Consider the following 21,094-nt stretch of genomic DNA (forward strand, 5'->3'; position numbering starts at 1 on the left):
GCAACCAACCCAGAACGAACCGATGCCGCTGTGCACGAACAACGGGGAAAGTGAGGATAACGTGGGAAACACCATTGACCTAAGCCGCAACATCCCTCGCCTCGGCCTGAACCGCATGGAGGTTGCCAGCTCACTTGGCGTAAGCGCCAGCACGGTTGACCTCATGGTCGAAGAGGGATTTCTTCCCCGACCGAGGAAGTGGCATACCCGCAAGGTCTGGCTGGTTGCTGACCTGATCGCGGCCATAGGCTCATGGCCTGAAGACGGGAACGCGAAGGGAGAGGATGCCGACGACGCCAGCGCCTGGGAGATGTCGGCTTGATCAGCATGGTGAATGTGGACCTGCCCTATATCGAGAAGAACAAGAGCCGGCACGGCACGGTCCGCTACTATCTGCGCATCGATGGGAAACGGGTCTGCCGGCTGCCGGATGACATGGCGAGTGAAGAGTTTGCCCGAGCCTACTGGAAAGCCCGCGGCGAACACAAACCGGCCACTCCGGCGGCGATCGAAGACAATGCTGCGCCCAAGCTCTCCGCCATGGTCCGGCCGAACACGTTCCGCTGGCTCTGCCTGGAATATATGAAGAGCAATGCTTTCCAGGCGCTCGACAAGACCACGCGCGACCGCCGGCGCACTATCATGGAAGGCATGTGGGTCGAACCCCTCGACGACGCGACCAAGCTCATCGCCGATATCCCGCTTTCGGTTATGGGCATCAAGCACATCGAGGCGCTCCGGGACCGGAAGCGTGATGCGCCATTCGCTGCCGACGAGCGCCTAAAGGTTCTCCGGCAGATCTTCGACACCAAGCGCGAGGGCAAGCTGATCACCGCGAATATCGCGCGATCGGTGGAGCCGTTCCGCGTTCACAGCGACGGACATCACACGATCACCTCTGCGGAGATCGCGCAGTTCATCGATCACCACGGGCCCAAGTCGAAAGCCGTCCTCGCGATGTCGCTGATGATGTTCGCCGGCTTTCGCGTTTCGGATCTTGCGCTCATCGGCCCGCAGCACCGCCGCGGCGACACCCTAAAGCTCCGGCTCTTCAAGAACCGAAACAGGACGCCGGTGGATATCGAGATTGCGATCCACCCGATCCTGGAAGCCGTTCTCGCAATGCATCCGGTCACGGGCATGACCTATCTGCAGACGGAGTTCGGGAAGGCATTCAGTGTGAAGGGTCTGGGGAACAGGGTCGCTGACTGGTTCAGGCAGGCCGGGTTACCGCATTGCACGGCGCACTCTGTTCGAAAAGGCTTGGCCACGGACCAAGCGCATAACTCGGCAACCGACACGCAACTCGAGGCTATGTTCGGCTGGCGAGACGGGAAGACCTCGAAGATCTACACCCGTAACGCTGACCGCGCGAGATTGGCGCGGCAGGCAGTTTCTGCTATCAGCTGGGATGGGGTCGGCACGAAGCTCATTGCCGCCGACTAGGTGTGGCAGGGTGTGGCAGCCGCCATTGAAATCGCTTCGAGTCTTGAAGAGCCAGAATTGGCAATCCGCCGCCGTAACCCGCTGGAATCTATAGTTTGGCCTATTCCGGGCGAGGCCTCCATTCTCACCCGCTTCTCCCCTATCTGTCTGATAAAGCGCTCTTTTTCCACAGGCGCGCCAATCTTGGGTTCAGTGGTGCCCCTGGCGAGCTTAGGTCGGCTGATGGCGCTATACCGGCGAACGTCGTGTTGCGCAGTGGCGTAGCCCTAAGGTCGCACCTTAATCAACCTAGCCATTTGAAGCTTCATGATGACGGAGACGGTTTACCCCGGCGAGACGTCGTCCCGTGCGAAGACTGCGTATGGTGGTGCTGGGGAGTGGACGGACGTTTCGACTTCTGTCAGAAGGACCTCGGACGCGACTGCCGCTGGTTCTAGAGCGGGGTCGGGCGACAGATTGACGTCACGTCGCTGCCACGAGGTTACGGCGGCCGTCCAAATTTTCCAATGGGAATGACAGAGCCGTCGCCTCAGGCAGATGGCGACCGCCGTGACGAGGGTGCGCCTCTCTCCCCTCTTCCGCCCAGTGCATCTTTCCTGAACGATCGCCTTGAAATCACGGGGGATCACTCTGCGTAGGTTACATGCCGTTAAATCGGTGGCAGCCGTCAGATTCCCGTTGAACCCGCCTAAGCCATCGCTATTCTTGGTTTAGCGTCCACGAACGGACGCGACAAAGATTCCTTGGGGGGATAAACACAATGATGACACTGGCACGGCTGACAGGCGCGCTTGTTTTGGGCACGATTTTGGTGTCCGGAACGGCACAAGCGGAAGATCTCGTCTTCTCGCTCAAAAACGGCACGCAATCCGTCCTCACGCGGTTCTACACGTCGCCCGTCGGCGTCAGCGAATGGGAAGGTGACGTATTCGGCGAGCAGGTTCTCAATCCGGGCGAGACCATCGAACTGACGATCGCAGATGGTCGCGACGTCTGCGATTATGATATGCGGTTCGAGTTCGAAGAGGGATCGAACCTCGCAACGACGGAAGATAAACAGAACCTCTGCGAGATGGGATCCTACACGATCCACGAGTGATCGAGGTCCGGTCGCGCCACGCCATGCGTGCACGGCCTTTCCGGCGCTCCGGAGCAGCCTGGCGTCTCTTTTAGAGGGAGCTGGCTGCTCCGACGGTGGTCATCGGGACACTGTTGCCAAGATCGTTGTTGGCATATTTGATCACGAGGATACTGAGGACGGATGCAAGCATCCCGACGAAAATCATTCTCATAGACATGATCCTTTGCGCAAAAGCGCGGAAAAAGTGGGGCCGCGAGGTCGGCCTTCTCAGTCGAAATCACCGATCCGACCGTGCTGTTCCAGAACGACGGATGACTCGCACTCTCCGATCGCCACGCGTCCGCGCCTGGAGAGGGCAATCGTCCCGGCGTGCGTTTCCGCCAGCCGACCCGCCAACTGCCGTGCAGCGTCGGCACTTTCGGCCATGATCGGTTCGCGTGACTGAGAGACCTCGCCCTCGTTCACATCGAAGACCAGGACTTCAAAACTTTCCGTTGTTCCCGGCATCTCGGTCTCCGCAGCATTCGGCCGGTTAACGCGGCCGCCTGCAACCGGTTCCACAGTCCCGTCACACGACTCAATCGATAGGAGAACGGCACTGTCGCTCGGCGACAGGCTTTGGCCACCACGTACCGAAACGCAACTGCTAGCCTGATCCCGTGGAACGTTCATACGACCAAGGACGCGAGACGAAACCGCACGCACAACATCACGCGCGCGCTTTCGCGACACGACGACCGGGAGCGAACCCATCGCACCAGCGGCCATCTTGCTCGGTCAGCGATACCGGTCGCCGATTTCTGTCCGACGTGGTGCGGTCAGGTGTGCGTGGATTTTACTGATAGCGGCGAATCAAGCCGACAAGCTTTCCTTGAACCTTGACACGGTCCGGTCCGAAAATGCGGGTCTCATAGGCGGGATTTGCTGCTTCCAGGGCCACGGACGCTCCTTTGCGTCGGAAGCGCTTCAAGGTCGCCTCTTCGTCATCGACCAGCGCAACGACGATCTCACCGGGGCTCGCGCTGTTGGCGTTCCGAATGATCACGGTGTCGCCGTCGAGAATACCGGCATCCACCATGGAGTCCCCGCGGACCTCCAGGGCGTAATGCTCGCCGCTGCCCAGCATGAAGGCGGGTACGGCGATGTCATGCGTGTTGTTCTGAATGGCGGAAATCGGAACCCCCGCCGCGATGCGGCCCATGACAGGAACCGATACGCTGTTGTCGTTTCCGACCGCCAACGGCGGCGTCAGCGGTGTCTCCGCAGCGGGAGCCGGACGGCTTCCCTGGATGACGCTGGGCGTAAAGCCGCGCTTCGGCGGAGTGGACGCGAGATAGGCGTCCGGCAATTTGATCACCTCCAGCGCGCGCGCCCTGTTCGGCAGACGCCGGATGAAACCCCGCTCCTCGAGCGCCGTGATGAGACGATGGATGCCGGACTTGGATGCCAGTTCAAGGGCATCCTTCATCTCGTCGAACGACGGCGGGACACCCGATTCCTTCATGCGCTCATGAATGAAAATCAGCAATTCTTGTTGCTTGCGGGTCAGCATGATCAATCGACTCCAGAGTCACGAAACAAAGCAAGAACAGTGTTATATGTTCCTCATGTGTTCTGCAAGTCCCATTCCGCCTAACCCAACTGTCGTCCGCCCTCTTCTCGCTATTTCCAGCAGCTTTTCTTGGTTTGGAGGCGCTTCAGGTACGATACGATCTTTCGATCGCGCACAGGGAAAGCATCATACAGAAACGCCGCTGCGAAGACATTCGCAACGGCGGGAACTGTTTGATCGTGATGATCGGAAACGGAATCAGAACGGAATATCGTCGTCCAGATCCCGGGAGAAACCACCGCTCGATCCGCCGGCACCCCCGCCGGACCGGCCGCCGGAAGACGACGCCGGACGGTCGTAGTCGTCGCCATAGTTCGGGCCGCTGCTGCCGCCGTAATCGGCGCCACCGCGGCTTCCGCCGCCTCCACCGCCGCCGCCGCCGTCACGTCCGTCCAGCATGGTCAGCGTCGAATTGAAGCCCTGAAGCACGATTTCGGTGGAGTAACGGTCGTTGCCGTCCTTGTCCTGCCACTTGCGTGTCTGCAACGCACCTTCGAGGTAAAGCTTCGCGCCCTTCTTCACATACTGTTCGACGACTTTGCAGAGCCCCTCATTGAAGACGACAACCGTGTGCCATTCGGTCTTCTCGCGCCGCTCGCCGGAATTCCTGTCCCGCCAGCTTTCGGAGGTGGCGATGCGCAGGTTGGCAATCGGCTTGCCGTCCTGCGTCCGCCGGATTTCCGGGTCCGCACCGACATTTCCGATGAGGATCACCTTGTTTACGCTACCAGCCATCTCTTTGTCCTGTCTCCTGAACGCGGCTCGACCATCCGCAGTGTGCCGGAAGCCTACGCTTTTCGACGTGGCTTTTCGCCCCCGGCCGGCGGCAATCCACAGTTTGCAAATTTGTTCTTTATTTGTTCTAGGTGTTCGCTATGATCCTGTCAATCGAGCGACGTGCCAGACGGGTCGTGCGGGTTCGCAAGACGGACCGCGCGTTCCCTTCCGGCCGCCATCCGTCCGGCGGATTGCTCCGGCGTGGAATTTCGGTTTCGCGCGACGCCGGCTCGACATATGAAGTATCGATCTTAAGTAATGGCTTCGTCCCCACACAGAGCATCCTACCATGAGCGAATTCAAGACCATTTCGATCCGCGGTGCGCGGGAGCACAATCTCAAGGGGGTCGATCTCGACCTCCCGCGCAACAAACTGATCGTGATGACGGGCCTTTCGGGGTCGGGGAAATCGTCGCTCGCGTTCGATACGATCTATGCGGAGGGGCAGCGCCGCTATGTCGAGAGCCTCTCGGCCTACGCGCGCCAGTTTCTCGAAATGATGCAGAAGCCGGATGTGGATCTGATCGAGGGCCTCTCGCCCGCGATCTCGATCGAGCAGAAGACAACGTCCAAGAATCCGCGGTCCACCGTGGGGACGGTGACGGAAATCTACGACTACATGCGGCTGCTCTTCGCGCGCGTCGGCGTTCCCTATTCACCGGCGACCGGCCTGCCGATCGAAAGCCAGACGGTCAGCCAGATGGTCGACCGGATCCTGGCAATGGAGGAAGGTGCCCGCCTCTACATCCTCGCGCCGATGATCCGGGGCCGGAAGGGGGAGTACAAGAAAGAGCTCGCCGAGCTGATGAAGAAGGGCTTCCAGCGTGTGAAGGTCGACGGCCAGTTCTACGAAATTGCGGACGTGCCGGCGCTGGACAAGAAGTACAAGCACGATATCGACGTGGTCGTCGATCGTCTGGTCGTTCGCGGCGACATTGCCGCACGGCTCGCCGACAGTCTCGAGACGTCGCTGCGGCTGGCGGATGGATTGGCCATCGCCGAGTTCGCCGACAAGCCCCTGCCCGAGAAGGAGACGTCGGCCGGCGGCTCGGCCAACAAGTCCCTGAACGAGACGCACGAACGGGTGCTCTTTTCCGAGAAGTTTGCCTGCCCTGTTTCGGGTTTCACGATCTCGGAGATCGAGCCGCGCCTGTTCTCCTTCAACAATCCGTTCGGCGCCTGCCCCACCTGCGACGGCCTGGGCAGCCAGCAGAAGATCGACGAAGCCCTGATCGTGCCGGAGCATGACCGCACGCTGAAAAACGGCGCCATCGCGCCGTGGGCGAAATCGTCCTCTCCTTATTACAATCAGACGCTGGAGGCCCTCGGCAAGACGTTCGGCTTCAAGCTGAGCAATACCTGGGCCGACCTTTCGGACGCTGCCAAGACGGCGATCCTGCGGGGAACGGACGAGAAGATCGTGTTCCAATATGCCGACGGCGCGCGGTCCTACAACACCACGAAGACCTTCGAAGGCATCGTGCCGAATCTTGAACGGCGCTGGAAGGAAACCGAATCGGCTTGGGCGCGCGAGGAGATCGAACGCTACATGTCGGCGGCCCCCTGCCCGGCCTGCAAGGGTTTCCGTCTGAAGCCCGAGGCCCTGGCCGTCAAGATCGACCGGTTGCATATCGGCGAGGTGACCAACATGTCGATCCGCGTCGCGCGCGACTGGTTCGAGGATCTTCCCGCGCGGCTGACCGAGAAGCAGAACGAGATTGCCGTCCGGATTCTCAAGGAGATCCGCGATCGTCTGCGCTTCCTGAACGATGTCGGGCTGGATTACCTCAGCCTATCGCGGAATTCGGGCACCCTTTCGGGCGGCGAGAGCCAGCGTATCCGGCTCGCCTCGCAGATCGGATCGGGCCTGACAGGCGTTCTCTATGTCCTGGATGAGCCATCGATCGGACTCCACCAGCGCGACAATGCCCGGCTGCTCGATACGTTGCGGCATCTGCGCGACATCGGCAACACCGTCATCGTCGTCGAGCACGACGAGGATGCCATCCTGACCGCCGACTATGTGGTCGATATCGGTCCGGCCGCCGGCATCCATGGCGGTCAGGTCGTCGCGTCCGGCACGCCGCAGGAGATCATCGATCATCCCACGTCTCTGACGGGGAAGTATCTGTCGGGCGATCTCTCGGTTTCCGTGCCTGCCGAGCGGCGGAAGCCGAAGAAAAAGAAGGAACTGACCGTCGTCGGCGCGCGGGGCAACAATCTGAAGAACGTCACCGCGTCGATTCCGCTGGGCGTCTTCACCGCGGTAACGGGTGTTTCCGGGGGCGGCAAATCCACCTTCCTCATCGAGACGCTCTACAAGTCGGCTGCGCGACGCGTGATGGGCGCGCGTGAAATCCCGGCCGACCATGATCGCATCGACGGGTTCGAACATATCGACAAGGTCATTGATATCGACCAGTCGCCGATCGGCCGGACACCGCGCTCGAACCCGGCGACCTACACCGGCGCCTTCACGCCCATACGCGACTGGTTTTCGGGACTGCCGGAGGCAAAAGCCCGCGGCTATCAGCCCGGACGTTTCTCGTTCAACGTGAAGGGCGGTCGCTGCGAGGCCTGTCAGGGCGACGGCGTCATCAAGATCGAGATGCACTTCCTCCCGGACGTCTACGTCACCTGCGATGTCTGCCATGGTAAGCGCTACAACCGCGAAACGCTCGACGTCACCTTCAAGGGCAAGTCGATCGCGGACGTTCTGGATATGACGGTCGAGGAGGGCGTGGAATTCTTCGCGGCCGTGCCGGCCGTGCGCGACAAGCTGGTCACGCTCAACGAGGTCGGCCTCGGCTACATCAAGGTGGGCCAGCAGGCCAATACGCTGTCGGGCGGCGAAGCGCAGCGCGTCAAGCTGGCCAAGGAGCTGTCCAAGCGCTCGACGGGGCGCACGCTGTACATTCTGGACGAGCCGACGACGGGGCTGCACTTCCACGACGTCGCCAAGCTGCTCGAGCTGCTGCACGAGCTCGTCAACCAGGGCAATTCGGTCGTCGTGATCGAGCATAATCTGGAGGTCATCAAGACAGCCGACTGGATCCTCGATTTCGGGCCGGAGGGCGGCGATGGCGGCGGGCAGGTCGTGGCCGAGGGAACGCCGGAGCAGATCGTGCGGGAGAAGCGGTCGCACACCGGCCACTTCCTCAAGGAACTGCTGGAGCGCCGTCCGGTGCGTAAGGCCGTCGCGGCGGAATAGGCTGTCGAGCAGGTCGTCCAAGGCTTTTGACGTTGGCGAGGGGTATCGGAATGCGTGGCAAAGGCGGCAGGATCCGTGTCGGCATCGGTGGCTGGACGTTCGATCCGTGGGAAGGGACGTTCTATCCCGAGGGGCTCGCGAAGAAGCGGCAATTGGAGTTCGCCGGCAAGGCGCTGCAGGTGATCGAGGTCAACGGAACCTATTACAGTTCGCAAAAGCCCGAAACCTTCGCAAAGTGGGCGTCAGAGGTGCCGGACGATTTCGTCTTCACGCTGAAGGCAAGCCGCTACGCAACCAACAAGAAGGTGCTGGCAGATGCGGGCGAGTCCGTCGCCCGTTTCCTCGGCCAGGGATTGACCGAACTCGGCCCCAAGCTCGGGCCCATCCTCTGGCAGTTCATGCCGACGAAGAGGTTCGATGCGGCGGATTTCGCGGCGTTTCTGGCTCTGCTGCCCGAGACGCAGGATGGCCTTGTCCTGCGGCACGCGATCGAGGTTCGTCACCCGTCGTTCCAGGTCGAGGCTTTCGTGGATCTGGCGCGACGGCACAACGTCGCCATCGTCTGTGCCGATCATGCGGATTATCCCATGATTGCCGATGTGACGTCAGATTTTGTCTATACCCGCCTGCAGACCGGCAGCGACGATGTCGAGACCTGTTACGACGAGCCGCGTCTGTCCGAATGGCAAGCGCGCCTTGAGGCCTGGGGATCCGGTGGCGTTGCGGACGGGCTGCCACTGCTCTCGGACGTTCCGCCCAAGCATCCACGAGACGTCTTTGCCTTCTTCATCCACGAGGGCAAGGTCAACGCCCCCGGGGGGGCCATGGAGATGCAGAAGCGCGTGGGCTAATGCATCCCCCGAAAGTGTGCAGCGGTTTCGGGAACGACATGCATCACAACAAGACCTTAAGGCGCGTCGCGTGAATTCTTTTTCATGCAACGCGCGGCAGACGGCCGGCCGCTGACGGCGTCATTGTGTCCGGCGACGTTGCAGCCACACTGGGTCTCTACGATCGCTGTGACGTGTGCGGCAGCGGGCGGATCGCGCGGAGCAGGTCTTCGGCCGTCATCCCCTCGCCTGCCGTATGTCCGGCAGCGCCATGACGCCAGACGGCGCTGGCCGCCGCCTCGAAGGCGGGCATGCCTTGCGCGAGATGCGCCCCGACGAGGCCCGCGAGGACATCGCCCGAGCCGGCCGTTGCAAGCCAGGGCGGGGCATTCGCGTTGATCGCGATCCGACCGTCCGGGGCGGCGATGACGGTATCGGACCCCTTGAGCACGATCACGGCATTGCTGCGCCGTGCGGCGCGCGTCGCGCGGTCGATCTTGGACGCCTGATCGTCTGCCGCGAGATCGGGAAACAGGCGTGCGAATTCACCGTCATGCGGCGTGAGAACCAGGCGGACCGGCCCGTGGAACGCGGTAAACAGAGCCTGCGGATCGTCGCGAAACGCGGTGATGCCGTCTGCGTCGAGCACCAGCGCGCGCTTGGCGAGGGCGGTGACGATGCTGCGGGCCCGGTCGGCCTGTCCATATCCCGGGCCAAGAACAAACGCGTTGAGGCGCTCATCCGCCAGTAGGTCTTCCAGCATTGCGTCGCCATCGACAGGTTTCAGCATGACCGCCGTTAGATGTGCGGCCAGTGTGGGGATCGCCTCGGAGGACGCGACCATCGTGACCAGTCCGGCGCCTCCGGCAAGGCCCGCCGTCGCACTCATGCGGGCAGCGCCGCTGCTGGAGGCCGGGCCGGAGAAGACGACGAGATGTCCGCGGCGATATTTGTGGGCTGACGGGTCGAGCGCCTGCACGGCGTCCTCCCAGAGCGCCGGTACATTCTCGGCGATGTCTTTCCGGTACGCCTCCAGGATCCGCCCGGGGATGCCGATATCGATCACCTCCAGATCGCCGCAGGCAGAGCGCCCCGGCAAAAGGAGATGACCCGGCTTGCGGGTCATGAACGTAACCGTCCGCGCTGCCTGGAAGCAGGCCCCGAGAACCTGCCCGGAGCGGCCGTCGATCCCGGATGGCAGGTCGATCGCCACCACCGGCAGACGCGCCGCCGTGACGGCTGCCATGAGATCCGCGACATCTTGCGAAACGGGCCGCGAAAGACCGGCACCAAAGAGCCCGTCGACGATGACGTCGCCCGTCTCCGGGACATAGTCGGCCAGAGCGAAGCAGGCCGCGGAGAGCCGAGCGAACGCGGAAGCTGCGTCTCCCGTCAGACGGGCGGGATCATCGAGCAGAAACACCGTTACGTTCGCGCCGCTCTTCAGCAGCGCGTCGGCTGCGATCAGGGCGTCGCCGCCATTCTTGCCGGGACCACAGAGACAGGCGAACCGAACGGCTCCGGGATAGTGCCGTAACGCGGAAGCCGCGACGGCATGGCCTGCGGCCCGCATCAAGCCGAAGGAGTCGATGCCCGATACGGCGGCCTCCGCGTCAATCTTCGCCATGTCCGCCGGCGTGATGATCCATGATGCGATGTCCGTTTTGATACCCATCTTGCCACCTGCGCCGAAATACGTGATTCTGCCCTTACAGTGTAGAGGGCGACACGGGAAATCAAGGTCGTCACGGGAATGCGAGTTGACCAATTCCTGAGCATCTGCATATATTTGCCGCCTAAATATCATGCTAAAGTTGGTGAACTTCCGTCCGTAATGCATCAAATTGCCGTAAATGGCCTGCACGTCACAAGAAATAGGCATTGCCCTGCGAGATTGGTCGGCAATGTCGGGGCCATGCTTCTTCCCGGACGTACAGGCGGCAAATGCGTCGAGATATTGAAGACATGGCATGCTAAATGCATAAGGTGGGGCGAGCGGGGATTCCCCTGTTCCAACGGGAGAAGCGGAGAGACATTTTCTCATGAAAAAGGTCGAGGCGATCATCAAGCCATTCAAGCTGGATGAAGTGAAGGAGGCCCTTCAGGAAGTTGGCCTCCAGGGCATCACGGTGACGGAAGCCAAGGGTTTCGGACGACAGAAGGGCCACACCGAACTGTATCGGGGCGCCGAATATGTCGTGGATTTCCTGCCCAAGGTGAAGGTCGAAGTGGTTCTCGCGGACGAGAATGCAGACGCCGTCATCGAGGCGATCCGCAAGGCCGCCCAGACGGGGCGGATCGGCGACGGCAAGATCTTTGTGTCGAACGTGGAAGAGGTCATCCGAATCCGCACGGGCGAGACCGGCGTCGACGCTATCTGATTTCATGCCGCCGCATTTGCGCGGCGGTCTATAACCGGCAGGGAAGGACATCTCCGATATGACGACTGCGAGCGACATCCTCAAGCAGATCAAGGAAAACGACGTCAAGTTCGTTGATCTTCGCTTCACCGACCCCAAGGGCAAGCTTCAGCACGTGACCATGGATGTGTCCTGCGTCGATGAAGACATGTTCGTCGACGGCGTCATGTTCGACGGCTCGTCGATCGGCGGCTGGAAGGCCATCAACGAGTCCGACATGGTTCTGATGCCGGATGCGACGACGGTGCACATGGACCCGTTCTTCGCCCAGTCGACCATGGTCGTGGTCTGCGACATTCTCGATCCGATTTCGGGCGAGGCCTACAATCGCGATCCGCGCGGAACCGCGAAGAAGGCGGAAGCCTATCTGAAGTCGTCCGGTATCGGCGACACCGTGTTCGTCGGACCCGAGCCGGAGTTCTTCATCTTTGACGACGTGCGCTACAAGGCCGATCCCTACAACACCGGCTTCAAGCTCGATTCCTCCGAGCTGCCGTCGAACGACGACACGGCCTACGACACCGGCAACCTGGGTCACCGCCCGCGCGTCAAGGGCGGCTACTTCCCGGTACCGCCGATCGACAGCTGCCAGGACATGCGCTCGGAAATGCTCACCGTTCTCTCGGAGATGGGCGTGACCGTCGAGAAGCAGCACCACGAGGTGGCCGCGGCCCAGCACGAACTCGGCGTCAAGTTCGATACGCTGGTTCGCAGCGCCGACCAGATCCAGATCTACAAATATGTCGTGCACCAGGTGGCGAACGCCTATGGCAAGACGGCCACCTTCATGCCGAAACCCATCTTCGGCGACAATGGCTCGGGCATGCATGTGCACCAGTCGATCTGGAAGGACGGCAAGCCGACCTTCGCGGGTGACGAATATGCCGGCCTTTCGGAAAACTGCCTGTTCTACATCGGCGGCATTATCCGTCATGCCAAGGCCATCAACGCCTTTACCAATCCGACGACCAACTCCTACAAGCGTCTGGTCCCCGGATACGAGGCTCCGGTCCTGCTGGCCTATTCCGCGCGCAACCGCTCCGCATCGTGCCGCATCCCGTTCGGCTCCGGTGCCAAGTCCAAGCGCGTCGAAGTCCGCTTCCCCGATCCGCTGGCGAACCCCTATCTGGCCTTTGCATCTATGCTGATGGCTGGTCTCGACGGCATTCGCAACAAGATCCACCCCGGCAAGGCCATGGACAAGGATCTCTACGACCTGCCCGCCAAGGAATTGAAGAAGATTCCGACCGTGTGCGGCTCGCTGCGCGAAGCGCTCGAGAATCTCGATCGCGATCGCAAGTTCCTCACCGCCGGCGGTGTGTTCGACGACGATCAGATCGACGCTTATATCGAGCTGAAGATGGCCGAGGTCATGCGCTACGACATGACGCCACATCCGGTCGAATTCGACATGTATTATTCGGCCTGAGAACGGTCCGAACGAACAGAAAGGCCGGCGCCACACGCGCCGGCCTTTTTCGTTGGGCGGGTACGGGCAGGCGCTGGCAGCTGCCCCACGCAGGCCTCGCTCGCCGTCGCCGCGTCACGCATTCGTGTTGCCGCTTCGTCCCTTGATCTTGCAGCGTTTCCTCCCACATATTGAAGGAAAGGATACGATCATGATGAAACAGAGAGATGCAAAGTTCCAGATCGGACAAGTGGTGCGCCACCGGCTCTTCCCGTTCCGTGGCGTGATCTTCGACGTGGATGCCGAGTATGCCAACACGGAAGAGTGGTGGAACGCCATCCCCGCCGAGGTCCGGCCGGATCGCGACCAGCCCTTCTACCACCTGCTGGCAGAAAACGACGAGAGCGAGTATGTCGCCTATGTCTCGGAGCAGAACCTGATGTCGGACGAGACGGGAACGCCGGTTCGCCATTCGCAGGTCGAAACGTTCTTCGACCCGGAGACCATCGGACAGTACAAGCCAAAGGCTGTCGTCACGCATTGACGTGATCTGCGGACGCTCCTGTCAGCGTGGCTGTAAAACGACCACGCTGAGGACATGCAAAAAGCCCGGATCGTCAGATCCGGGCTTTTCTTTTGGGGGTCTTGCGACCGATCAGTTCTGCTTGGCAGCCTTCTGGGCTTCTTCAAGCTTCTTGCGGGCGTCTTCTGCCTTCTTCTGCATCTCTTCCTGCAGCAGACGCTGGCGTTCCTGCAGCTTCGACTGCTCGATCGGCTCGCCATCGAACACGCCGGTGAAGCCTTCGAGCGACATCTTGATCGGGTTCGGCGCACGCTGGAAGTTGATCGACGTGAACACGACCTCGCTGCCCTTCTTCAGGCTTGCGATGACGGCGTCGGTCAGGGGCGCTTCGGCCACGCACTTGTCCGGCATGCAGATCGCGTAGTCCAGCTTGATCGGCTTGCCGCCGTCGATCTGGACCTGAACGCCAGGGGGAAGGAGACGCGCGGAGGGCACCGAGACCTGAAGGATCTTGCGGTTGACCTTGCCCTGCACGCTGATGAGGCCTGCCGCTGTCACGAGCTGGCCGTTATTGGCGGACAGCAGGTTCTGGACGATGCAGACATCGTTGTCTTCCTGCTTGGTGCAGACTTTGAACCAGCCCTGCGGCGCGCGCTGGCCGGCCTGCTGCGCGAAGGAAGCCGACGGCATTGCGGCGGCCGCGACGGCGCCGACGAAAGCCGAAAGTGCGACTTTCCTGGAAAGGGTGGGCTTGAAGGTCATAACGATATCCGTCTCCTGAATTCATCGTTTCTGCGGCTCGGATCTAGCGCTCTCGAGACGAGACGCGCAACATCACGTTCACGACAGGATCGGTTGCGATCGTTCTGCGCCGGACCCGAAACGGTCTTGAGAACCACCGAAGCGAATCCGCTCATCCCGATGTCGCTGGCACGTCCACAAACTGATTGCTCGACTGGGCGAGTGCTCGGCCGCCCGCTCCTCTGTTGGTCAATTGAGGCAATTGCATGACCCGCCCAGGGGCGGTTTCATCTCCTAGCGCGTCACGCGCGCCTAATCCAGCCTTGCCCGTCGAAAAACGCGATCCGGCATCGATGATTTTGGCGCGCGCGGCCCATAGAACTGCCATTCTGCGGGGGCAAGCTTCAAAAACAGGCCCGGCGTGATAGGTTGCCGGGAATCGTTTCTGGATCTGCTCGAGATTTGCGGGCCTGTCCGCATCGGAGAACCGCGTGCGCGCCTTGTTTCTGGGTCTTGCCCTATCCACCTCGCTGATGGCTGCCGGCTTTGCCATGGCCGAACCCGTACACGGCATCGCCATGCACGGGACGCCTGCCCTGCCCGCCGGCTTCAAGAACTTTCCCTATGTCAATCCGCAGGTGAAAAAGGGCGGCCACATCTCCTACGGGGTGGTCGGGTCGTTCGACAATCTGAACCCGTTCATCCTGAAAAGCATGCGCACGACGGCGCGCGGCATGCTCGATCCGGAATATGGCAATCTCGTCTACGACTCCCTGATGATGCGCTCGCGCGACGAGGCGTTTTCCCTCTATGGTCTGCTGGCGGAAACTGTGGAGTGGGACGAGGATCGCACGTTCATCCAGTTCAATCTCAATCCGAAGGCGCACTGGTCCGACGGCCAGCCGGTGACACCGGAGGACGTGATCTTCACCTTCGAGATCTTCCGCGACAAGGGTCGCGTGCCGTTTGCATCGCGGCTCGACAAGGTCGCCAAGATGGAGAAGGTCGGCGAACGCAGCGTGCGCTTCACCTTTAACGAGAAGAGCGACCGCGAATTCCCCCTGCTCATCGCAATGACGCCGATCCTGCCCAGGCATGCAACCGCTGTCGAAAGCTTCGACCAGACGACGCTCAAGTTCCCGATCGGCTCCGGACCCTACAAGGTGGCCTCCGTCACGCCGGGCGAGAGGATTGTCTACGAACGCGATCCCAACTACTGGGCGAAGGATCTGCCGTCGAAGATCGGCCAGGACAATTACGACCGCATCTCGGTCGAGTATTTTCTCCAGGACAATTCCTTGTTCGAGGCCTTCAAGAAAGGCGAGATCGACGTCTATCCCGAAGGCAGCCCCAATCGCTGGGCGCGCAGCTACGACTTTCCGGCCGTGCGGTCCGGCGAGGTCATCAAGGATACCTTCTCGCCGAAGACCCCCTCGGGCATGCTCGGCTTCGTCTTCAACACGCGCCGGGCCATGTTCGAGAACCCGAAGCTGCGGCAGGGCTTGGCGCTCGTGTTCGACTTCGAATGGGTCAACAAGAACCTCTATGACAGCGCCTACACGCGCACGCAGAGCTATTGGCAGAACTCCGGCCTCTCCTATCTTGGGCAGCCGGCCGACGATCGCGAACTCAGCCTGCTCGGCGATATTCGCAACCGGATCCTGCCCGGCGTGCTGGATGGAACCTACCGCCTGCCGGTGACCGACGCCTCCGGGCGCGACCGCAACGTCCTGCGCGAAGCGGTCACCCTTCTGCGGGAAGCCGGGTATACGATTCGCGACGGACAGATGAAGAATGCCACCGGGCAACAGCTCGCTTTTGAAATCATGACCCAGAACGAGGGCCAGGAGAAGATGGCGCTGGCCTATCAGCGCTTCCTTGCCGCCCTCGGCATTCGCGCAGGCGTGCGAACGGTCGATGATTCGCAGTATCAGCAGCGCAGTCAGTCCTTCGACTACGACATCATCATCAAGTCTTTCCCGTCCTCGCTCTCGCCGGGCATCGAACAGGTCGGTCGCTGGTCCTCGCAGTCCCGGGATCGCGAAGGCAGCGACAATTTCGCCGGTGTTGCCGACAAGGATGTCGATACCCTGGTGAACAACATTCTGCAGGCCCGTTCGCAGGAAGACTTTACCGCTGCCGTGCGTGCCCATGACCGGATGCTTGTCTCGAATTTCTACGCGGTGCCTCTCTACCATGTGGCATCGCAGTGGGTTGGCCGTCACAAGCGGATCGGGCGGCCGAACACCGTGCCACTCTATGGCTACAGCCTCCCGACATGGTGGGATGTGGATGCACAGACCACGCCCGCCAATGACGCGTCTTCGCCGGCCCCGCAGCAGCCTGCCGCGCCAGCGCCGACGCCCGACGCACCCCTTCAGCAAGGGAAGGAATGATCATGGAGCATGTCACCGTCGACGTCGTCTCGGATGTCGTCTGCCCCTGGTGCTATCTCGGGAAGGCCCGGCTGGACAAGGCGATCGCGGAGCTGGCGAGCGAGATCCTGGTCACCGTCAACTGGCGTCCCTATCAGCTCAATCCCGATCTGCCGCCGGAGGGCGTCGATCACAAGGCGCATCTCGCGGCCAAGCTCGGTGGACACGAAGCCGTGGCTCGGGCGCATCAGACGCTCACGGCGCTCGGCCATGCCGACGGCGTGGTTTTCGACTTTGACGCCGTGACCGTCTCGCCGAACACGCTGGATGCCCACAGGCTCATCCGCTGGGCGCAGGCCGAGGGCGCCGATGTGCAGGCGAATGTCGTGTCCGGCCTGTTCAGGGCGAATTTCGCGGAGGGCCGCAACGTCGGCGATCGCGAAACGCTGATCGACATCGCCGAAGCCGGCGGGCTCGATCGCGCCGTCGTCACCGCCCTCTTCGCATCCGATGCGGACAGCGCAGACGTGAAGACGGAAATCGACATGGCTCGCGACATGGGCGTCACCGGCGTGCCCTGCTTCATCATCGAGAGCAAATACGCCGTGATGGGGGCTCAGTCGGTCGAGGTGCTCACCAGCGCTCTGCGCGATATCGCCGAGATGAAGAACCAGGCTAATATCAATTGACACCCTGACGGAAGAGGCAGCCTGCGGTCACCAACGACCGCAGGCTGCCGTTTCTCTAACTCCTGCTCGCTCTTGCGGCCTGCTAGCTCTTGCGGCCCTCTTAGCCCTTGGCGATACCGGCAAGCTGCGTCATCAGCATCGCGGCCCCTGCCAGCCGTTTCTCAGGCGTCGGATAATCGCGCTGGAAGAAGATGCTCTGGTCCTGTCGAACCTTGGCGAGCGTCCCCTGCTTGGCGATATAGCCGACAAGACCGGCCGGGTTCGGGAAATCGCGGTTGCGAAAGTGCACCACGACGCCCTTCGGACCGGCATCGAGCTTCTCGACATTTGCCGTTCGGCACAGCGATTTGACATAGACGATCTTGAGAAGGTGCTGCACCTCGATCGGCAGCGGTCCGAACCGGTCGATGAGTTCGGCACCGAACGCGTCGATATCGGCGAGCTCCGTGATCTCTCCGAGCCTCCGGTAGAGCATGAGCCGGAGATGCAGGTCCGGGACGTACTCGTCCGGGATCATGACGGGCGTTCCGACGGAGATCTGCGGCGACCAACCGCTGTCGGTCACCTCGTCGTCTCCCTTCAGTTCCGCCACGGCCTCTTCCAGCATCTGCTGGTAAAGCTCGAAGCCGACCTCCTTGATGTGACCGGACTGCTCGTCGCCGAGCAGGTTGCCGGCACCGCGGATATCGAGATCGTGGCTTGCAAGCTGGAAGCCGGCGCCAAGCGTGTCGAGAGACTGCAGGACCTTCAGGCGCCGTTCGGCGGGACCCGTCAGGGTCTTGTTGACCGGCAGCGTAAACAGCGCGAAGGCGCGGACCTTCGACCGCCCGACGCGACCCCGCAGCTGGTACAGCTGCGCCAGACCGAACATGTCGGCCCGATGCACGATCAGCGTGTTGGCGCGAGGAACGTCGAGGCCGGACTCGACGATCGTTGTCGATAGAAGCACGTCATACCGCCCCTCGTAGAAGGCGTTCATGATGTCCTCGAGTTCCGTCGCCGGCATCTGTCCATGGGCGACGGCCACCTTCAGTTCCGGAACGTCGGACCGCAGGAAGGCCTGCACATCCTCGAGGTCGGCCAGCCGCGGGCAGACGTAGAAGCTCTGGCCACCGCGATAGTGCTCGCGCATCAGCGTCTCGCGGATCACCAGGGCGTCGAACGGCGAGATGAAGGTGCGCACCGCCATGCGATCGACGGGCGGGGTGGTGATGAGCGAGAGCTCCCGCACGCCGGTCAAGGCAAGCTGCAGCGTCCGCGGGATCGGCGTTGCCGAGAGCGTCAGCACGTGGACGTCGGACTTCAGCTCCTTCAGCCGTTCCTTGTGCTTCACGCCGAAATGCTGCTCTTCGTCGATGATGAGAAGGCCGAGATTGGCGAAATTGATGGCGCTGCCGAGAAGAGCGTGCGTTCCCACGACGATATCGGTCTTGCCTTCGGAGACCTCCTTCTTGGTCAAGGCCAGCTCCTTGGAGCCGACGAGCCGCGAGGCCTGGGCCAGCCGGATCGGCAGGCCGCGGAAGCGCTCGGTAAACGACTTGAAGTGCTGGCGGGCCAGAAGCGTGGTGGGCACGACGACGGCCACCTGCACGCCGTTCATCGCGGCGATGAAGGCCGCACGCAACGCGACTTCGGTCTTTCCGAAGCCCACATCGCCGCACACCAGCCGGTCCATCGGACGGCCGGCACCCAGGTCGTCGCGGACGGCCTCGATCGAGGTCATCTGGTCCTCGGTCTCGTCGTAGGGGAAGCGCGCCGCGAACTCGTCGTAGATGCCCTCCGGTGTGGTCAGCACCGGCGCGCGCCGGGTCAGCCGCTCGGCGGCGATCCGGATCAGTCCGCCGGCCATGTCCAGCAGACGCTTCTTCAGTTTCGCCTTGCGCGCCTGCCAGGCAACGCCGCCCAGCTTGTCGAGGATGGCATCGCTGCCTTCCGAGCCATAGCGCGAGAGAAGGTCGATGTTCTCGACCGGAAGATAGAGCTTGGCGTCGTCCGCATAGACGAGCTCCAGGCAGGCATGCGGGGCGCCGGCGGCCTCGATGGTCCGCAAACCGACGAACCGACCGATGCCGTGTTCGGCGTGGACGACGATCGAGCCTTCATCAAGCCCGGCCACTTCGGCGATGAAGTCCGCACCGCGCTTGCGACGCTTGGAGCGGCGCACCATGCGGTCGCCAAGAATATCCTGCTCGCCGATGACGACGAGATCGCCGCTTTCGAAACCGCTTTCGAGGCTGAGCACGGCCGCAGCCGCCTCCCCGGACTTCAGCTTGCCGACCTCTCCGAACGACGCCACGGGTTTGATGTTGCCGAGCCCATGCTCGGCAAGCACCTGCAGCAGACGGTCGAGCGAGCCTTCGGACCAGCCGGTCACCAGGATCTTGGCGCCCTTGGCACGCTTGTCGGCAATGTATTTCACTGCCTGGTCGAACACGTTGACGCGTTCGCCTTCCGGCGCGCTTTCATTGGCGTTCTTCGCCCACCGCACGCCGAGTCGCGCATCGATGGTCACGACCTTGCGGCCCTCGCCGTCCGGCTCCGAGAAGGGCGACAGGCGAATGGCGTTGGCGCTCGCCAGAGCCGCTGAAAACTGATCGGCCGTGAGATAGAGCTGCTCTGGCGGAACCGGCTTGTAGGGTGTTCCCTGGGATGTCGCGCCTTTGCCCGGCGTGCCCGTTTCGCGCCGCGCATCATAATAGTCGTGCACGAGCTTTGAGCGCTCGGCCGCCGCCTCACGCACGACATGATCCGTGACGATCCGGAAGCCCGGGAGATAGTCGAACACGCTGTCGAGGTTGTCGTAAAACAGCGGCAGCCAGTGCTCCATGCCGGCATAGCGCCGGCCTTCCGAGACCGCTTGATACAAGGCATCGTCGCGTGTCGCCGCGCCGAAAAGTGCGAGGTAGCGCGTCCGGAAATGGCTGATCGTCTCCGGCGTCAGCGAAACCTCGCTCATGGGGTTGAGGTCGAGCGATCGCGCCTGTCCGGTCGTCCGCTGGCTGGCAGGATCGAAGGAGCGAATCGTCTCCAGCGTGTCGCCGAAGAAATCCAGCCGCACCGGTTCCGCGCTGCCGGGAACGAACACATCGAGGATGCCGCCGCGCACGGCGTATTCGCCGACCTCGCGAACGGTCGCCACGCGCTCGAAGCCGTTCCGCGACAGGAGCGCGGCGACATCGTCCATGCGGATGTTCGCGCCGGGCCGTGCGGAGAAGGCGAGCCCCTCGATCACATCCTTCGGCGCCATCTTCTGCAGCGCCGCATTCACCGTCACCAGCACGATGGCGGGATGCGGCTTGCGGGCATGCGCGATCAGCGCGCTCAGCGCCGACAAGCGCCGGGCCGACACGTCTGCGCTCGGCGACACACGGTCGTAGGGCAGACAGTCCCAGCCCGGCAGGGTCAGGATGGGGATGTCGGGTGCAGCAAAGCTGAGCATCTGTTCGACGTCGGCCAGACGCTGCCCGTCGGACAGGATATAGGCGACCGGCCCCTCCGCGCGCGCGATCTCGGCGAGCAGCAGGGGTTCGACACCGGCCGGCACCGGACCGATGGTGATCTCGCGCTGAACGCCGGCAATCTTCTTCTTGTCGAATCCGGCGATCATTCGGTCGGTCCTGCGGCCGCCGGTGCCGCCTGCGGTTCGAAGTCCGGTCGGTAGGCGGCGATGCGGGCGAAAAGCGGCGTGCGGAAATGATCGGGCAGGTCGCGCTCGCCCAGAATCCACTTCACAAGGTCGTTGTCCTCTTCGGACATGATGCGCTCCAGCTCGTCGAGATCGGCATCCGGCAGGTCGGAAAGCTCGTTGTCCGCAAATTGCCCGAAGACCAGATCCATCTCGCGAAGGCCGCGATGCCACGCGCGGAAGAGGATCTTTCGGCGGCGAAGATCGAGATCGGCACTGGTTCGGGTGATGCCTGTCATGGACTGTCCCTTCTGCGGCGTCTGTGCGGTCTCGTGACCGTCGGTCGGGATGGACAT

16 protein-coding genes and 1 pseudogene are annotated in these 21,094 nt (G+C 62.2%); 10 read left to right on the forward strand and 7 right to left on the reverse strand.

Annotated features, from left to right (window positions below):
• The first annotated feature begins 61 nt into the window (after window positions 1-61).
• The 3 genes from ASG25_RS11150 (at window position 62) to ASG25_RS11160 (ending at window position 2,545) form a co-directional block, all read left to right on the forward strand.
• Window positions 62-322: a hypothetical protein gene (locus tag ASG25_RS11150; protein WP_156466889.1), complete on the forward strand. Its 261-nt coding sequence runs from the start codon at window positions 62-64 to the stop codon at window positions 320-322.
• A 5-nt stretch (window positions 323-327) separates the two neighbouring features.
• A complete protein-coding gene (locus ASG25_RS11155; protein WP_244479404.1) occupies window positions 328-1,446 on the forward strand; it encodes a tyrosine-type recombinase/integrase in 1,119 nt (372 codons plus the stop codon).
• 763 nt (window positions 1,447-2,209) lie between these two features.
• Window positions 2,210-2,545, forward strand: coding sequence for a hypothetical protein (locus ASG25_RS11160; RefSeq protein ID WP_062474497.1), 336 nt, complete (start codon window positions 2,210-2,212; stop codon window positions 2,543-2,545).
• A 249-nt stretch (window positions 2,546-2,794) separates the two neighbouring features.
• Here ASG25_RS11160 and ASG25_RS11165 read toward each other — a convergent pair whose 3' ends face one another.
• The 3 genes from ASG25_RS11165 to ASG25_RS11175 form a co-directional block, all read right to left on the reverse strand.
• The gene (locus tag ASG25_RS11165; protein ID WP_062473463.1) at window positions 2,795-3,034 is read right to left on the reverse strand and encodes a hypothetical protein; all 240 of its coding nucleotides are present in this window, start codon (window positions 3,032-3,034) and stop codon (window positions 2,795-2,797) included.
• Between the two features lie 328 nt (window positions 3,035-3,362).
• A complete protein-coding gene (gene lexA, locus ASG25_RS11170) occupies window positions 3,363-4,079 on the reverse strand; it encodes a transcriptional repressor LexA (RefSeq protein WP_062473464.1) in 717 nt (238 codons plus the stop codon).
• 258 nt (window positions 4,080-4,337) lie between these two features.
• Window positions 4,338-4,874, reverse strand: coding sequence for a single-stranded DNA-binding protein (locus ASG25_RS11175; protein ID WP_062473467.1), 537 nt, complete (start codon window positions 4,872-4,874; stop codon window positions 4,338-4,340).
• Between the two features lie 331 nt (window positions 4,875-5,205).
• Between ASG25_RS11175 and uvrA the strand changes: the two genes are divergently transcribed.
• Window positions 5,206-8,127 carry an excinuclease ABC subunit UvrA gene (gene uvrA / locus ASG25_RS11180; protein ID WP_062473469.1) on the forward strand — a complete coding sequence of 974 codons (2,922 nt, stop codon included), beginning with the start codon at window positions 5,206-5,208 and terminating at the stop codon, window positions 8,125-8,127.
• Between the two features lie 50 nt (window positions 8,128-8,177).
• Window positions 8,178-8,978: a DUF72 domain-containing protein gene (locus tag ASG25_RS11185; RefSeq protein ID WP_062473471.1), complete on the forward strand. Its 801-nt coding sequence runs from the start codon at window positions 8,178-8,180 to the stop codon at window positions 8,976-8,978.
• A 157-nt stretch (window positions 8,979-9,135) separates the two neighbouring features.
• On the opposite strand, the gene ASG25_RS11190 is transcribed toward ASG25_RS11185, so the two are convergent.
• Window positions 9,136-10,626 carry an NAD(P)H-hydrate dehydratase gene (locus tag ASG25_RS11190; RefSeq protein WP_156379754.1) on the reverse strand — a complete coding sequence of 497 codons (1,491 nt, stop codon included), beginning with the start codon at window positions 10,624-10,626 and terminating at the stop codon, window positions 9,136-9,138.
• 373 nt (window positions 10,627-10,999) lie between these two features.
• On the opposite strand from ASG25_RS11190, the gene ASG25_RS11195 reads away from it, so the two are divergent.
• From ASG25_RS11195 to hspQ, 3 genes are all read left to right on the forward strand, one after another.
• The gene (locus ASG25_RS11195) at window positions 11,000-11,338 is read left to right on the forward strand and encodes a P-II family nitrogen regulator (RefSeq protein WP_062473479.1); all 339 of its coding nucleotides are present in this window, start codon (window positions 11,000-11,002) and stop codon (window positions 11,336-11,338) included.
• A gap of 58 nt (window positions 11,339-11,396) precedes the next feature.
• Window positions 11,397-12,806, forward strand: a complete 1,410-nt coding sequence (glnA, locus tag ASG25_RS11200; RefSeq protein ID WP_062473482.1) for a type I glutamate--ammonia ligase — start codon at window positions 11,397-11,399, stop codon at window positions 12,804-12,806.
• 193 nt (window positions 12,807-12,999) lie between these two features.
• A complete protein-coding gene (hspQ, locus tag ASG25_RS11205; RefSeq protein WP_062474500.1) occupies window positions 13,000-13,329 on the forward strand; it encodes a heat shock protein HspQ in 330 nt (109 codons plus the stop codon).
• A gap of 111 nt (window positions 13,330-13,440) precedes the next feature.
• Here hspQ and ASG25_RS11210 read toward each other — a convergent pair whose 3' ends face one another.
• Window positions 13,441-14,070, reverse strand: coding sequence for an invasion associated locus B family protein (locus tag ASG25_RS11210; RefSeq protein ID WP_062473485.1), 630 nt, complete (start codon window positions 14,068-14,070; stop codon window positions 13,441-13,443).
• A 512-nt stretch (window positions 14,071-14,582) separates the two neighbouring features.
• On the opposite strand from ASG25_RS11210, the pseudogene ASG25_RS11215 reads away from it, so the two are divergent.
• Together ASG25_RS11215 and ASG25_RS11220 are read left to right on the forward strand one after the other, a co-directional pair.
• Window positions 14,583-16,349 (forward strand): annotated as a pseudogene (locus tag ASG25_RS11215) (extracellular solute-binding protein); the annotation flags it as partial.
• Between the two features lie 98 nt (window positions 16,350-16,447).
• On the forward strand, window positions 16,448-17,113 hold the full coding sequence (locus ASG25_RS11220) for a DsbA family oxidoreductase (RefSeq protein WP_062474503.1): 666 nt from the start codon (window positions 16,448-16,450) through the stop codon (window positions 17,111-17,113).
• A gap of 100 nt (window positions 17,114-17,213) precedes the next feature.
• On the opposite strand, the gene mfd is transcribed toward ASG25_RS11220, so the two are convergent.
• Complete coding sequence (gene mfd, locus ASG25_RS11225; RefSeq protein WP_062473490.1) at window positions 17,214-20,720, reverse strand: transcription-repair coupling factor; 3,507 nt, start codon at window positions 20,718-20,720, stop codon at window positions 17,214-17,216.
• On the reverse strand, window positions 20,717-21,037 hold the full coding sequence (locus ASG25_RS11230; protein ID WP_062474506.1) for a succinate dehydrogenase assembly factor 2: 321 nt from the start codon (window positions 21,035-21,037) through the stop codon (window positions 20,717-20,719). The genes mfd and ASG25_RS11230 overlap by 4 nt, the downstream gene beginning before the upstream one ends.
• Window positions 21,038-21,094: the final 57 nt, after the last annotated feature.

It is taken from the genome of Rhizobium sp. Leaf384 (assembly GCF_001424065.1).
In the GTDB taxonomy this organism is placed as follows: Bacteria; Pseudomonadota; Alphaproteobacteria; order Rhizobiales; family Rhizobiaceae; genus Ferranicluibacter.